Source organism: Falsihalocynthiibacter sp. CO-5D18, from assembly GCF_041205445.1.
In the GTDB taxonomy this organism is placed as follows: Bacteria; Pseudomonadota; Alphaproteobacteria; order Rhodobacterales; family Rhodobacteraceae; genus Falsihalocynthiibacter; species Falsihalocynthiibacter arcticus.
Window position 1 is genome coordinate 147,294 of sequence record NZ_JBGFCF010000001.1, and the last position, 15,619, is coordinate 162,912.

Below are 15,619 nucleotides of genomic sequence, written 5' to 3' on the forward strand. Positions count from 1 at the left end.
TTGCGGAGTGGCTTAGTGTTGTCTTAATGAATGTTGAGCGCTGGGAGGCGGCGACAGAAAATCGACGCTTGGGAGGCTTCATTGAATCAACGTAATCTTCACGACATCGTGGACCTTTTCGTCATTGGCGGCGGCATCAATGGATGCGGTATTGCGCGTGACGCGGTTGGCCGTGGTTTGAGTGTTGAGTTGGCGGAAATGAACGATCTGGCCTCTGCAACGTCCTCTGCCTCCACCAAGCTTTTTCACGGCGGCTTGCGCTATCTTGAGTATTTTGAGATCCGCCTTGTTCGCGAGGCACTGATCGAGCGCGAGACCCTTCTCAAGGCGATGCCGCATATTTCATGGCCGATGCGATTTGTGTTGCCCTACCACAAGGATATGCGGTTCGACACCGACACTCCGACTTCAAAATTGCTCAGTATTGTGATGCCTTGGATGAAAGGGCGCCGCCCTGCGTGGCTCATTCGGTTCGGACTTTTCCTCTATGATAATCTGGGTGGCCGCCAAATTCTGAAGGGGACAACCTCTTTGAGTTTGGCTGGAACGCCAGAAGGCGCGCCGCTTCAGGACCGCTTTGAAAAAGCCTACGAATACTCCGATTGCTGGATCGAAGACAGCCGCTTGGTGGTTCTGAATGCGCGGGATGCTCAGGCGCGCGGTGCGAAAATAAATGTGCGCACCAAGGTTGTGTCCGCCGAGCAAGTTGATGGCCTTTGGGAAATTACGCTGGAACCAAAAGGTTTGCCGCGACGTGTGGTTCGGGCCCGTATGCTGGTAAATGCGGGCGGCCCTTGGGTTGAGGATATTATCCGCAACACGGTGCGGATCAATGCCACAGAAGGCGTGCGACTGGTGCGGGGCAGTCATATCGTGACGCCCAAATTATACGATCACGACAAATGTTATTTCTTCCAAGGCGAAGATGGCCGGATTATTTTCACAATCCCCTACGAGACTGATTTTACGTTGATCGGAACCACGGATGCCGAGCATACTGACGTGTCACAGAAGCCCGTTTGTACCCCAGAAGAGCAAGCCTATCTTGTTGAATTTGCGTCGAAGTATTTGAAAACGCCTGTCACCACGGATGATATCGTCTGGACCTATTCCGGCGTGCGCCCTTTGTATGATGACGGCGCGACCTCTGCGACGGCGGCAACCCGTGACTATGTGTTGAAAGTTGATGAATCCGCGGGCGCGCCAATCCTGAACATATTTGGCGGCAAGATCACCACCTATCGCCGGTTGGCCGAGAACGCGTTTAAAAAGATAGCGCCATTTTTTCCAAATGCAGGCGGACCCTGGACCGCAGGTGTTCCAATGCCGGGAGGGGATTTTCCCGTTGATGGGGTCGCGGATTTGCAAGCAAGTCTTACGGCGCAATACCCGTTTTTAACTGAACGCTGGGCGGCGCGGTTAGTCAAAGCTTATGGCTTGGACGCCTTTGAGGTTCTTGGGGATGCGAAAACAGAATCCGATCTGGGACAGCCTTTTGGTGCTACACTGACTGAACGGGAAGTTATCTGGCTGGTGCAAAAGGAGTTTGCACGTTCCGCAGAAGACATCGTTTGGCGTCGTTCAAAATTAGGCCTACGCTTGCCCAAAGACGAAATCGAAATGCTTGACGCATGGCTGGCCAAAGCGCCCGAAATGTCATTGCAGCAAGACGCAGTGTAAGCTGCGGATAGGGAGAGAGAAATGTCACTTGTTCTAGAGGGCGTGTCGAAGGTTGCGAATGGCCAGACACATATTTACCCCACCGACTTAGAGCTGCAGTCCGGCACAATGAATGTTTTGCTTGGGCCGACGTCGTCGGGCAAGACTTCTTTGATGCGTTTGATGGCCGGACTTGATGTGCCTAATACGGGCAAAGTTATCTGGAACGGTCAGGATGTGACGGGCATGCGTGTGCAGGAGCGCGGGATTGCCATGGTCTATCAACAGTTCATTAATTACCCGTCGATGAGTGTTTACGACAATATCGCCAGCCCGATGCGCCTTTTGGGGCAATCGGCGGACCAGATCGACAAGGCCGTTAAGAAGGCCGCCGACCTGATGAAACTTGCGCCATTTCTTGAGCGCAAGCCGCTTGAGCTTTCTGGTGGTCAGCAACAGCGGTGTGCGTTGGCGCGGGCGCTGGTGAAGGATGCGGGCCTTGTTTTGCTGGATGAGCCATTGGCAAACCTCGACTATAAGCTGCGCGAAGAATTGCGCGCCGAGATCCCGAAAATCTTTGAGGAAGCTGGCTCGATCTTTGTCTATGCGACCACGGAACCCGAAGAAGCACTATTGTTGGGTGGCAATACCGCGACCCTCTGGGAAGGCAAAATCACCCAATTTGGGTTGACGCCTTTCGTTTACAGACAGCCCGTAGATGCGACCACCGCCCGCGTATTTTCCGATCCGCCGATGAATTTCCTGCCTGTTCAAAAGGTCGGCAACCGCTTGAAGTTTGGCAACGACCAAACAGATAGCGCGGCTTCGGGTGCCTTTGCTGATCTTAAGGATGGCCGTTACGTCGCGGGGTTCCGACCCAACCATCTGAAGCTTGAAAAGCACACGCAAGGCGCTCTGGAATTCACGGGTAAGCTGAACGTAACCGAGATAACGGGGTCGGAAACATTCATCCACCTCGACCACCACGGCGAAAACTGGGTTGGTTTGGTGCATGGCGTGAAGATATTGGAAATTGGCGCTTCGTTGAAGGTCTATCTGGATCAAAGCCATGTTTACATCTTTGCAGAAGACGGCACTTCGGTCGCCCCTGCAACTTATGCAACCGCAGCCTGAGGGACATTCAAATGGCAAAAATTACCCTCGAAAATCTGGCACATTCGTACCTGCCCAATCCGAAAAGCGACGACGACTATGCGCTGAAAGAATTGAACCACGACTGGGTGGATGGCGAAGCTTACGCCCTGCTTGGGTCGTCAGGTTGTGGCAAGTCCACGCTGCTCAACATCATTTCGGGTCTGCTGCATCCTAGCCAGGGTCGTATCTTGTTTAATGACCGTGACGTGACAATGGAGCCGACAACACAGCGCAATATCGCGCAGGTTTTCCAGTTTCCCGTTGTTTATGATACAATGACCGTGCACGACAATCTGGCGTTTCCGCTGCGCAACCGTGGGGCTGATCCCGCCTATATCAAAGAACGCGTTCAGCAAATAGCGGCGATGATCGGCATGGAGGCCACCCTTGGTCACAAGGCGCGCGGGCTGACTGCGGACGCAAAACAGAAGATTTCGTTGGGGCGTGGCATGGTGCGTGAAGACGTGAATGCGCTTTTGTTTGATGAGCCGCTGACCGTGATTGACCCACATATGAAGTGGGAATTGCGCACGCAGCTTAAATCGCTGCATCACGAATTTGGCCACACGATGATCTATGTGACCCACGACCAGACCGAGGCCCTGACTTTTGCGGATAAAGTGGTGGTTATGTATGACGGGCGGGTTGTGCAAATGGGTACACCGCAAGAACTTTTTGAAACGCCAGCGCATACGTTTGTTGGCTATTTCATCGGCTCTCCGGGGATGAATGTTCTGTCTGCCGAAGTGACGGGAAATACCGCCCTGATTGGTGGCACAGAGATCGCGCTTGGCAAAGGCTATGGCAGTCCAAAAGGCAAAGTCGAACTTGGCGTTCGGCCCGAATTTACCGCGCTCGTTGCGGGGAACGAAGGTCTGCCCGTGACCATTAAGCGGGTCGAGGATGTTGGCCGCCACAAAATCGTGCGCGCCGATTTCCAAGGGACCGAGATCAATATCCTCGCCGAAGAAGGTGCTAACATTTCACCCGACATGAACCGAGTCGTGTTCGATACGGCTGGAGTGAACGTCTATTCCGATAGTTGGCGGGTTCCCCCGCAAGGAGCGTGACATGATGATGAAATCGAAAACCCCGCCCTTCACATCTTTGCAAGGAATGAGCCATGAATAAGACAGTCAACCAAAAGGCCTGGTTCCTCGTTTTACCAGTGCTGCTCCTTGTCGCGTTTTCTGCGGTTATTCCTTTGATGACCGTTGTGAATTATTCGGTTCAGGACACCTTCGGAAAAAACGTATTTTTCTGGGCTGGCCTCGATTGGTTCCGCGATATGATGGCCTCAGAACGCATGTGGAATGCGCTTGGTCGCCAGATCGCGTTTTCCTGTATCATCCTTGCTATTGAAATACCGCTGGGGATTTTCGTGGCGCTGAACATGCCGAAAAAAGGGTTCTGGGCTTCGTTTTGCCTGATCCTGATGTCGTTGCCCTTGCTTATTCCGTGGAACGTTGTGGGCACCATTTGGCAGATTTTTGGGCGTGTTGATATTGGTCTGTTGGGCTATACACTGGCCGCCTTGGGGATTGATTATAACTACACCCAAGACTTCTATGCTGCATGGGTCACCGTCATTGTGATGGATGTTTGGCACTGGACGTCATTAGTTGCGCTTTTGGCCTATGCTGGTCTTCAGTCGATCCCCGATGCCTATTATCAAGCGGCGAAAATCGACCAAGCCAGCCGTTGGAAAGTATTCCGCTTTATTGAGCTGCCCAAGATCATGGGCGTTCTTATGATCGCGATCCTGTTGCGCTTTATGGACAGCTTTATGATCTACACCGAGCCTTTCGTGGTGACGGGTGGTGGACCTGGGAACTCGACGACGTTCTTGTCGATTGACTTGGTCAAGATGGCGCTAGGACAGTTTGATCTTGGCCCCGCAGCCGCCTTCTCGATCATGTATTACCTCGTGATCCTGTTGATTTCATACGTCTTCTACACTGTGATGACGAACCTTGATAAAAGGGATGGCCACTGATGTCTGATTTTACCAACACAGCGCCAAAGCGTGGCTTTGCTTTGCCCAAGATCAAAGGCAACGCCATTGTTATGGGTCTTTACTTGCTGTTCTTGCTTTTGCCGATCTATTGGCTTTTGAACATGAGCCTCAAGACCAACTCGGAGATTTTGAACAACTTCACCCTTTGGCCACAGGATTTGACCTTCGACAACTACCTGACGATCCTGACGGATCCGTCGTGGTACACGGGGTATCTGAATTCGATGACGTATGTGGTCATGAATATGGTAATCTCCCTCGCGGTTGCGCTACCTGCGGCCTATGCGTTTAGCCGCTACACCTTCCTTGGGGACAAGCATCTGTTCTTTTGGTTGCTGACCAATCGGATGGCCCCGCCCGCTGTTTTCGCGCTGCCGTTCTTCCAGCTCTATAGCTCGGTCGGCTTGTTCGACACGCATATTGCCGTCGCCCTTGCGCACTGCCTGTTTAACGTGCCTTTGGCGGTTTGGATCTTGGAAGGGTTTATGCGGGGTGTTCCCAAAGAAATCGACGAGACCGCCTATATTGATGGGTATTCTTTCCCACGGTTCTTTATTCGGATTTTCACGCCATTGGTTGCCTCTGGTATTGGGGTCACCGCGTTCTTCTTATTCATGTTCAGCTGGGTTGAATTGCTTCTAAGCCGGACATTGACCAGTGTGAACGCCAAACCGATTGCCGCCACAATGACACGGACCGTCGGTGCCGCAGGGATCGACTGGGGTGTGCTCGCAGCAGCGGGTGTCCTGACAATCGTTCCCGGTGCATTGGTGATCTATTTTGTCCGTAACTACATCGCCAAAGGCTTTGCCTTGGGTCGCGTGTAAGAAAAGAAAGAGGAGAAACAAGTATGGAATGGATGGCATGGACTTGGCCGACCGCCGCTTTCTTTGGGGTTATCGCGGCAACGCTGATTACTTTTACGACCCTTGCGATTAAATTCCCCGAGGTGCCGCGCAATGGCGTCCTTGGGATTGAAACAACGCGCGGTGACCGACTGTTCATCACGCTACTTGGCTCGGCCTTTATTAATCTGGCTTGGCTTGGAATGCTCAGTGCCCCCCAATGGGGAGCCCTGATCGTATGTCTCTTTTATGCCATCGCGGTTTTCCGCTGGGTTTAAGGGACGGCATTATGGGGCGGTCCCAATTATAAAAAATGACCGCCTTACTTGTTCTATTTTTGGGAGGACTAAAATGAACTTACGACTACTTAAAGGAACGACCGCGCTTGGACTTGCAGCTTGCATGCTCACCGCGCCGGCGTTCGCAGACATGGAAGCCGGCAAGGCTTTCCTTGACAGCGAGATCGGCGATCTTTCGACGTTGTCGCGTGCCGATCAAGAAGCTGAACTTCAGTTTTTTGTCGACGCGGCACAGCCGTACCAAGGCATGTCGATCAACGTTGTCTCCGAAACAATCGGAACGCATGAGTATGAGTCCAATGTTTTGGCTCCAGCGTTCGAAGCCATCACCGGCATCAAGGTCACACATGACCTGATCGGCGAGGGCGATGTTGTTGAAAAGCTGCAAACACAAATGCAGTCGGGCGAAAATATCTATGACGCCTATATCAACGACTCCGATTTGATCGGGACGCACTGGCGTTACCAACAGGCGCGTAACTTGACCGACTGGATGGCGGGTGAGGGTGCTTCTGTTACCAACCCTAATCTTGATCTGGAAGACTTTATTGGTCTTTCATTCACCACGGGCCCAGATGGCAAAGTCTATCAGTTGCCAGACCAACAATTCGCGAACCTTTACTGGTTCCGGTATGATTGGTTCAACGACGAGCAAAACAAAACGGACTTCAAAGAGAAGTACGGCTACGATCTCGGCGTTCCTGTAAACTGGTCCGCCTATGAGGACATCGCTGAATTCTTCACAGGCCGTGACTTGTCGCGTCTTGGCGTAGAAGGCGAAGTCTTTGGCAACATGGATTATGGCAAAAAAGACCCGTCCTTGGGTTGGCGCTATACTGATGCGTGGCTGTCCATGGCTGGTGCAGGCGACAAAGGTGAGCCAAATGGCCTGCCAGTTGACGAATGGGGTATCCGCGTTAACGAAAACTCACAGCCTGTAGGCTCGTGTGTTGCGCGTGGCGGTGCCACAAACGGTCCAGCAGCAGTTTACGCTGTGACCAAAGCAATCGAATGGTTGGAAAAATATTCTCCACCCGCTGCTGCTGGTATGACATTCTCCGAAGCAGGCCCAATTCCTGCACAGGGTAATGTTGCTCAACAAATGTTCTGGTATACAGCCTTTACTGCGGCTTCGGTTGAGCCCGGTCTGCCTGTGATGAACGAAGATGGTACGCCAAAATGGCGTATGGCCCCTTCGCCACACGGCGCATATTGGACTGAAGGAACAAAAATCGGCTACCAAGATGCCGGTTCTTGGACTTTGATGAAATCCACACCAGTGGATCGTGCTCAAGCGGCTTGGCTCTATGCCCAGTTCGTTACGTCCAAAACTGTTGACGTGAAGAAAAGCCATGTTGGCCTCACATTCATCCGTGAATCCACAATCCAGCATGATAGCTTTACTGAGCGTGCACCAAAACTTGGTGGTCTCGTTGAATTCTACCGTTCGCCAGCGCGCGTTCAGTGGTCGCCAACAGGGACAAACGTCCCAGACTATCCAAAATTGGCACAATTGTGGTGGCAGAACATCGGCGACGCTATGTCCGGTGCGAAAACTCCACAAGAAGCCCTCGATACGCTTTGCGCAGACCAAGAAAAGGTTATGATCCGTCTTGAGCGTGCAGGTGTCCAAGGTGATATCGGTCCGAAAATGAACGAAGAGAGCGATCCTTCTTTCTGGCTCGATCAACCTGGTTCGCCAAAAGCGAAACTGGCAAATGAAGACGAAGATCCCGTCACAATTTCCTATGACGAGCTGATCAAGTCTTGGCAGTAAGAAACTGATTTTGGGGCCATTCACGTGGCCCCAATTTAATACTCAATCGACATTTCTTTGGACGAACGGTGGGCCAACCGGCCAAAGAAACGGGCGGTCGCTTTTATCGGTGGCCGCCTACCTACATTAAAAGCATGGTGGAAATAGCATGACCTACATCCTCGCGATTGACCAAGGCACGACCTCAACACGTGCGATTGTGTTTGATAGAACGATGGCCGTCGTTGCCAGCGAACAACAAGAGTTCGCCCAACATTTCCCCCACTCCGGCTGGGTTGAACACGCGCCCGCCGACCTGTGGAATACCACGCTTGCCGCCTGTCATGGGGCGATCAAACATGCCGAAATCTCACCCACAGATATTGCCGCCATCGGGATCACCAACCAACGCGAAACCACGATTGTTTGGGACAAGGTCACGGGCGAGCCCCTTTATAACGCCATCGTCTGGCAGGACAGGCGCACGGCCGATCAATGTCGTACCCTGCGCGAGGCTGGCCATGAAGAGATGATCACCGCCCGCACTGGTCTTTTGCTCGACCCCTATTTTTCGGGCACAAAACTTAAGTGGATTTTAGACCACGTCGAGGGAGCACGTGAACGTGCCGCCAAGGGCGAATTACTCTTTGGTACCGTCGATAGTTTCCTGATTTGGAAGCTGACGGGGGGCGCAGTTCATGCCACAGATGCAACAAATGCCGCGCGCACAATGCTTTACGACATTCGCAAAGGCCGCTGGAGCAAAACGATTTGCGACCTGCTTGAAATCCCGATGGAGATGTTACCAGAGGTCAAGGATTGCGCCGCTGATTTCGGTAAAACGGACGCGGATTTGTTTGGCCGCGCGATCCCGATTTGCGGCGTTGCTGGCGACCAACAGGCCGCGACCATCGGGCAGGCGTGTTTTCAACCGGGTATGATGAAATCAACTTACGGCACGGGGTGTTTTGCGCTTTTGAACACAGGTGAAACTCCTGTTGTGTCGCAAAATCGCTTGCTGACCACGATCGCTTATCAACTGGACGGAAAACCAACCTACGCGCTTGAGGGGTCGATTTTTGTTGCCGGAGCCGTTGTGCAATGGCTGCGGGATGGGTTGCAAATCATCCAAGACGCCTCGGAAACGCAAGCGCTGGCTGAACAGGCGGACCCGCATCAAAATATTGTTTTGGTCCCCGCCTTTGTGGGCCTCGGCGCGCCCTATTGGAATGCGGAATGTCGCGGGGCTGTCTTTGGGCTGACCCGCGGGTCGGGCCCTGCGGAAATGGCCAAGGCCGCACTTGAAAGTGTCGGTTATCAGACCCGCGATTTGCTGGACGCGATGTCCGCTGATTGGCAAGCGACAGGTGTTCAACCAACCCTGCGGGTTGATGGTGGCATGTCGCAAAACGATTGGGCGATGCAGTTCCTTTCGGATATTATCGCCGCCCCTGTGGACCGCCCAATGAACCACGAAACTACGGCCCTTGGTGTGGCGTGGCTCGCGGGAATGCATGTTGGTGTTTACCCTGATCAGGCAGAATTTGCAGAACAATGGGCCCGTGAAACCCAGTTTGTACCGCATATGGACGACGCACAACGCCAAGAAAAATATGCAACTTGGAAAAAAGCCGTCGACGCGACACTTAGCTTTTAGGCGGTATCGGTTTTTCGCGCATACCGTACCAACGCGAGAAATTTTTCTCAAGCAGCAGGGTAAACATACGATCCACACGTTGCTCTAGGAGTCCGGCGTAAAAACTGATGCGCGCAAAAGGACGCGGCGCACGTCAATCAAATGCGCTTGCATCCGTCGACGACACAATTCCGCATCCCGCGCGGCGAGCGCATCTAGAATGAGGCGGTGATGTTTTAACGCCGTGTCCTGAGAATCGCCAAACAAGCCAGTAAGAACCCCCATGCGCTCGAAAAGGGGCGAAAACATTTGGGACCAAAGCCCGTCAACGATCCGCACAAGTGGTTCGATGCGGGTGGCCTCCGCGAGGGTGATATGAAAGGCGCGATCCGCGTCACGATGCGTTTCTTTGCCGTGGGCACTTGCCATGGCACTGATGCTCGCCTCGATTGCCATCAAATGGTTTGCGTCGATGGAGGTCGCAGCCCTTGCTGCAATCTCGCCTTCGATGAGTTCCCGCGCATCCAATAGTTCCAACGGGCCCGCCCCAAGGTCATCCCCAGTCAAGGCCCCCGCCTTGGTCACATAGATACCAGATCCCGTGCGGATATTCACTTGTCCTGCAATTTCTAGCGCTATCATCGCTTCGCGCAGGGTGGAGCGAGCGACGTTAAGGCGCGTGGCGAGCTCTCTTTCCGGTGGCAATCGGGTTCCAGTCTGCAGCCCCTCATCAATGATGATTTGGGTGATTTGGTCGGCCACTTGGCGATAAAGCCGAAATCCGGGTTCGTGAAAACGCTGGGTCAAAAGGGCCTCCTAGCCGAGTTGTCGGGGTATATTATGCCAGTGCGCGGGGAAACAAAAGGCAAATATTCAGAATTGGTCTTGCCGAAAGAGTAAAAATCGGGTCAAGTTCGTTAATTGGACGGGCCAATTTAGGGGAATCAAATATTTTTTGACTATATGGCGCTGTTTAGTTTGTACTGGATGCCGTTTATTTTGACTGGTCAGACCAGTCACAACGGTTACGCATCGTCATCTGTCATCCCAATTGGGAAGGACCCGATAAGCCAACAACCACTCTAGGGAGGAGTTACTATGAATAAGATACTTAGACTTAGCCTTGCCGCAGCATTGCTGGCAGGAACCGCTCAGGCACAAGAATTGCGTGGCTGGAATACGCACGTGCCAGATTACCCAGTCTCTATCGCGCTTGATCGTTTTGTTGAATTGGTTGAGGAGCGCACCGAGGGCCGCGTTCAAATGCAGAACTACCATGGCGCGACGCTGGGCGAGGGCGAGTTTGCAACAGAGCAATTGCAGTTTGGCGCGCTTGACTATGGTGTCTTCTCGACGGCGCCGATGGTTAACACAGTCAAAGAGCTTGGCGTGACGTCACTGCCCTATGTTTTCAAAGACCCTGAACATCAGTATCGCGTAATGGAAGGCCCGATCGGCGCGGACATCGCAGCGGCCATGGCGGAAGCCAACATGGTACCCCTGTCTTGGTTCGCGTCTGGTTCGCGCAGCTTCTATGCAAATGAGCCGCTGAACTCGGTTGAGGACATCGCGGGCAAGAAATTCCGCGTGCAAAATAGCGACATCAACGTGGCCATGGTTGAAGCACTGGGCGCGAATGCGACGCCGTTGCCGTTTGGCGAAGTTTATACATCGATCCAGTCTGGTGTTGTGGATGGGGCCGAAAACAACTGGCCAAGCTATGAATCCACAGGGCATTTCGAAGTTGCGCCTTACTACATCATCGACAATCACACGATTGTTCCTGAAGGCATCATCTTTGCCAAAACGACTTGGGATAAGTTCTCGGAAGCCGATCAGGCCATCATCAGTGAAGCTGCGCAAGAAGCTGCGATTTACCAGCGCGAGCTTTGGGCGGCCCGTGAAGCAAAATCGCGTGAAATCGTCGAAGCTGGCGGAGCGACCATTGTTGAAGGCATTGATACCACCACATTCTCCGCCAAAATGGGACCAGTATATGAGCAGTTTGCGAGTGATCCAATCGTAGCCGATTTGCTACTGCGCATCCAGAACACAGAGTAACTCAAATATGGGGCGCTGCATAAGCAGCGCCCCTTTTTAATTGAACCTAGGAAATTGCTTCATGTATTGGAAAGCCGTTGACCATATTGCCCGTGCCGTGGTTGGCATCAGTTCGGTGGCGCTGGTGTTGCTCGTGGTGTTCACGGGCTGGCAAGTCTGGGGGCGATATGTCCTGAATGACACGCCGACGTGGACCGAAAAGGCGGCCTTATTGCTGGTCTTGATTGTGTGTCTCCCGATGGCTGCTGTGGGGCTTCGCGAGAATTTCCATCTGGGTATCGACTACCTTACCGATTATTTAGGACCAAAAGCGCGCCGTATTTTAAAGACAGCGAACACCGTCGTCCTTGGATTTTTTGGCGTTGCGATGATGGTCGAATCTTGGCCGCTGGTCGTTGGCACTTGGGGGCGGGATATTCCGCTTTTGGGGCTGCCGCAGGGGTTGCAATATGCGCCCCTGATCCTCACGGGGGGCTTGATTGTCCTGTTCATGGTTGAGCGTGTTTGGTTCTTGTGGATGGGCGACGAGATGGATCCGCCGCTGGATGTTTCGCAAATGGGAGATATCTAGGATGGGTCTTACAATTCTTCTTATGGTCTTTGTCATCACAGTGATCGCAGGGATTCCCATTGCATTTGCCTTGGGCATCGCCGCGCTGGCAACCGCAACTTATCAAGGCATTCCCGAGTTGATCGTTTTTCAGCGTATCGTCGCGGGGATCAACGTATTCTCACTCCTCGCAATTCCTTTCTTTATTTTCGCAGGCGAGATCATGATGCGCGGCGGGATCGCGATCCGATTGGTCCGTGCGGCAGAGACCGTTGTAGGGCAGGTGCGCGGCGGCCTCGGCGTCGTCAACGTGCTCACATCGATGCTTTTCGGTGGTATTTCTGGCTCGGCTGTGGCCGATACCTCCGCGCTTGGATCGGTCATGATACCGATGATGCGCGAACGGGGCTATGACGATGACTATACGGTCAACGTCACGGTTACCTCATCAATCGCCGGCGTTCTGATCCCGCCAAGCCACAACATGATCCTCTATGCACTGGCCGCAGGTGGCGGTATTTCGATCACCTCCCTATTCATTGCGGGCGTTATCCCTGGCATTATCCTGTGTCTTTGTTTGTCCGTCGCGGCCTATGTGATCGCGGTTCGTCGGGGCTATCCAACGGGCATCTTCCCCGGCTGGCGCGCCGTTGTGTTTGCGATGGGAGCGGCGCTTCCCGGATTTATGACGGCCGTTATTATCATCGGTGGCGTGGTTTCCGGCATTTTCACCGTGACGGAAAGCGCGGCTATTGGCGTGATCTATGCGCTTTTTGTCACCGTGTTTTTCTATCGTTCCCTGTCTTGGCAGGACTTTCGCGACAGCGTAACGCAGGCCATTCGCACAACGGCAATGGTGATGATCCTTGTCGGTACGGCCCAATCGTTCAGCTATTTCATCACGCTGTATCAGGTGCCATCCGCCATTCTTGCGGGTATGCAAACGCTTTCGGAAAACAAGATCGTTCTACTGCTGTTGATAAATTTGTCGCTGCTTGTACTGGGCATGTTCATGGATATGGGCGCGCTTATTTTGATCTGCACGCCGATCTTTCTCCCCGTCGCCAAGGCACTTGGGGTTGATCCGGTGCAGTTCGGTATGATCTTGATGATGAACCTTGGCCTTGGACTCACGACACCGCCGGTGGGGCCTTGCCTGTTTGTCGGCTGCTCGATTGCCAAGGTGAAGATAGAAAGCGTTATCGGTACAATCTGGCCGTTCTATCTCGCGATTTTCGCAGCGCTCATGCTGACCACGTTTGTGCCAATCATCAGCCTCGGCCTGCCGCGCTTGATGGGCTACTGACCAAGTTTGGCGAGATAAGGCACGCTTGTTCCTAATCTCGCCAACGATCTTTTCGCGCGCATGTGAAACTTTAACTCAGACTTAGTCTGCTCGTTGCCCTTGCAAGAATCTTTCAACTCAGACACAGTGTATTCATGTATACAACAGGGCGACAAAGTAGAGGCGGTTGAAGATAGTGCAGTATTCCGACCCATCTTATCCTGCCCGCCAAGGCGCTCGCACTAATGTGCGCCTGCACAAAACCGTCAAGGAGACGCTACAAAATGGCTAACCAACCCATTCGACTGGCCGTCATCGGCCTTGGTATGGCTTCAAAGCCGCATCTGGCCGCCCTGCGCCAACTTGCGCCAAACGTCGAAGTGGCTGGCGTGTTTGCCCGCAACGAAGAGCGGAGAAACGCGGTCGCAGAACAAGGCGGTTGGCGGGCGTATGATAGTTTGCAAGCCATTTGTGAGGACGCGACTGTTGACGGAGCAATCGTCATAACCCCTCCAAATGCACGGGCAGATATTGTGGCGGCTCTGGCCAAAGCTGGCAAACATGTCTTGATGGAAAAGCCTGTTGAGCGGGATTTGCCGCGCGCCGTTTCTCTTGTTGAAACCTGCGAAGCGGCGGGGGTGCAGCTTGGGATTGTTTTGCAGCATCGGTTTCGTGCGGGGGCGGAGGCGCTTCGCGGCCTTGTTGACGGCGGCACTCTTGGCAAAATCAATATGGTGCGCGTGACGGTGCCTTGGTGGCGCGACCAATCCTATTACGATCAGGCTGGGCGGGGAACCTATGCGACGGATGGCGGCGGAGTTTTAATTACCCAAGCCATTCATATGCTGGATTTAATGTTAAGCATTACAGGGCCAGTGTCCAAAGTCTCCGCGCTTATTGGCACAACATCTCTCCATGACATGGAAGGCGAGGATTTCGCAAACGCGGGGTTGGTTTTTGCGAATGGTGCGATTGGTTCTGTCATGGCGACAACCGCGAGCTATCCTGGAGGGGCGGAAACCTTGGAATTGGATACGGACAAGGCAGGCCTGCGCTTAGCTGCGGGCGAGTTGGTGATTAACTGGCGCGATGGCCGGAGCGAAACCATTGGCGAAATAACCGGAACAGGCGGCGGTAGCGACCCGATGGATTTCCCCTGCGACTGGCACCGTGACTTGATCGCAGACTTTGCCATGAGCCTGCGAGATGGGCGTGCGCCGCGCATAACCGGACGGGCCGCTTTAGAGGTTCACAGATTAATCGACGCGATTGAACGGTCGGCGCGATCAGGTCAACTCACCGCTGTGCAGGTGGCGTCATGACGTTAAAATTTGCAGCATTTGGTTTGGATCACCGGCACATTTACGGGATGTCGCAGGGCATGATCGATGCGGGTTGTACATTTGCCGCCTACTGGACCGAAGGCGAGCCGCAACCCTTGGCCGGTTTCACCAAACGGTTCCCCGATGTTGCGCGTGTGACGAATATTGATGAAATCCTGAACGATGAAACCATTCAACTGGTCTTGATTGCAGCGGCACCCAAAGATCGCGCCCGTCTGTCAATTGAGGCCATGCGGCATGGCAAGGACGTGATGTTGGACAAGCCAGGGTGCCTCACGCCACAGGAATTGGTCGACATTGAAGCGACAATCAAAGCGACGAGGCGTATTTGGTCGATCAACTTTTCGGAGCGGTTTGAGGTGCCTGCGGTCACGCTTTGCGATCAATTACTGGCCGAAGGGCGGATTGGCGAGGTTGTGCATATCATGGCCGTCGGCCCGCACCGATTGAATGCCCAGATGCGGCCAGACTGGTTTTGGTTACCATCAGAATATGGCGGCATTCTGCGCGATATCGGCGCGCATCAGATTGACCAGTTCCTCCATTTCTCGGGTGCGGAAACGGCGGAAATTACCCGTTCAACCGTCGGAAATATGAACACACCCGCGCATCCAAAATTTCAGGATTTTGGCGAAATGAACCTGAGTGCTGGTCGGGTGCAAGGCTATGTCCGGCTTGATTGGTTTACCCCCGATGCGGCCCCCAATTGGGGCGACGGTCGTGTAACGATTGTTGGCACTGAGGGTTACATCGAGTTGCGAAAATATATGGATATCGGCGGACAAGCGGGAGGAGATCATGTGTTTTTGGTCAACGGGACGGAATGCACACGGTTTGATGCATCAAACGCAGGAACGCCGTATTTTGCGCATCTGCGCCACGATATCGAAAATCGAACCGAAACGGCCTGCCCACAGAGGCACACACTAACCGTGATGAGGCTGGCAATGGAGGCCCAGAACCAAGCTATTCGGCTCGGCACACTGGCAGACAGGCATTGAGCTTAAAAACGA

The 15,619-nt window shown here is 53.4% G+C and carries 14 protein-coding genes; 13 read left to right on the plus strand and 1 reads right to left on the minus strand.

Translation table 11 applies throughout. The features are described 5' to 3' along the window. Positions 1 to 81: 81 nt before the first annotated feature. The 8 genes from glpD (at position 82) to glpK (ending at position 9,388) form a co-directional block, all read left to right on the plus strand. Positions 82 to 1,680, plus strand: coding sequence for a glycerol-3-phosphate dehydrogenase (gene glpD, locus AB9F27_RS00695; RefSeq protein ID WP_335583598.1), 1,599 nt, complete (start codon positions 82 to 84; stop codon positions 1,678 to 1,680). A gap of 21 nt (positions 1,681 to 1,701) precedes the next feature. Next, entirely contained in the window at positions 1,702 to 2,793 is a 1,092-nt protein-coding gene (locus AB9F27_RS00700) for an ABC transporter ATP-binding protein (protein ID WP_039003844.1), read from the plus strand. An 11-nt stretch (positions 2,794 to 2,804) separates the two neighbouring features. Beyond that, positions 2,805 to 3,884 (plus strand): ABC transporter ATP-binding protein, encoded by a 1,080-nt coding sequence (locus AB9F27_RS00705; RefSeq protein ID WP_039003843.1) that lies wholly within the window; start codon positions 2,805 to 2,807, stop codon positions 3,882 to 3,884. Between the two features lie 53 nt (positions 3,885 to 3,937). Next, positions 3,938 to 4,810 carry a carbohydrate ABC transporter permease gene (locus AB9F27_RS00710; protein ID WP_039003842.1) on the plus strand — a complete coding sequence of 291 codons (873 nt, stop codon included), beginning with the start codon at positions 3,938 to 3,940 and terminating at the stop codon, positions 4,808 to 4,810. Continuing rightward, positions 4,810 to 5,658, plus strand: a complete 849-nt coding sequence (locus AB9F27_RS00715; protein WP_335583596.1) for a carbohydrate ABC transporter permease — start codon at positions 4,810 to 4,812, stop codon at positions 5,656 to 5,658. The genes AB9F27_RS00710 and AB9F27_RS00715 overlap by 1 nt, the downstream gene beginning before the upstream one ends. Before the next feature lie 23 nt (positions 5,659 to 5,681). Beyond that, complete coding sequence (locus AB9F27_RS00720) at positions 5,682 to 5,954, plus strand: DUF2160 domain-containing protein (protein ID WP_039003840.1); 273 nt, start codon at positions 5,682 to 5,684, stop codon at positions 5,952 to 5,954. 73 nt (positions 5,955 to 6,027) lie between these two features. Then, entirely contained in the window at positions 6,028 to 7,752 is a 1,725-nt protein-coding gene (locus AB9F27_RS00725) for an ABC transporter substrate-binding protein (protein WP_369755197.1), read from the plus strand. Positions 7,753 to 7,900: 148 nt separating this feature from the next. Further along, entirely contained in the window at positions 7,901 to 9,388 is a 1,488-nt protein-coding gene (gene glpK / locus AB9F27_RS00730; protein WP_335583594.1) for a glycerol kinase GlpK, read from the plus strand. A gap of 84 nt (positions 9,389 to 9,472) precedes the next feature. On the opposite strand, the gene AB9F27_RS00735 is transcribed toward glpK, so the two are convergent. Then, positions 9,473 to 10,174 (minus strand): FadR/GntR family transcriptional regulator, encoded by a 702-nt coding sequence (locus AB9F27_RS00735; protein WP_335583593.1) that lies wholly within the window; start codon positions 10,172 to 10,174, stop codon positions 9,473 to 9,475. A gap of 291 nt (positions 10,175 to 10,465) precedes the next feature. On the opposite strand from AB9F27_RS00735, the gene AB9F27_RS00740 reads away from it, so the two are divergent. The 5 genes from AB9F27_RS00740 (at position 10,466) to AB9F27_RS00760 (ending at position 15,607) form a co-directional block, all read left to right on the plus strand. After that, positions 10,466 to 11,428 carry a TRAP transporter substrate-binding protein gene (locus tag AB9F27_RS00740; protein WP_335583592.1) on the plus strand — a complete coding sequence of 321 codons (963 nt, stop codon included), beginning with the start codon at positions 10,466 to 10,468 and terminating at the stop codon, positions 11,426 to 11,428. Positions 11,429 to 11,489: 61 nt separating this feature from the next. Then, entirely contained in the window at positions 11,490 to 11,999 is a 510-nt protein-coding gene (locus AB9F27_RS00745; protein WP_335583591.1) for a TRAP transporter small permease, read from the plus strand. A 1-nt stretch (position 12,000) separates the two neighbouring features. After that, positions 12,001 to 13,284 (plus strand): TRAP transporter large permease, encoded by a 1,284-nt coding sequence (locus tag AB9F27_RS00750; RefSeq protein WP_335583590.1) that lies wholly within the window; start codon positions 12,001 to 12,003, stop codon positions 13,282 to 13,284. 263 nt (positions 13,285 to 13,547) lie between these two features. Then, the gene (locus tag AB9F27_RS00755) at positions 13,548 to 14,585 is read left to right on the plus strand and encodes a Gfo/Idh/MocA family oxidoreductase (RefSeq protein WP_335583589.1); all 1,038 of its coding nucleotides are present in this window, start codon (positions 13,548 to 13,550) and stop codon (positions 14,583 to 14,585) included. Beyond that, positions 14,582 to 15,607 (plus strand): Gfo/Idh/MocA family protein, encoded by a 1,026-nt coding sequence (locus tag AB9F27_RS00760; protein WP_369757449.1) that lies wholly within the window; start codon positions 14,582 to 14,584, stop codon positions 15,605 to 15,607. The genes AB9F27_RS00755 and AB9F27_RS00760 overlap by 4 nt, the downstream gene beginning before the upstream one ends. The last annotated feature ends 12 nt before the right edge of the window (positions 15,608 to 15,619 follow it).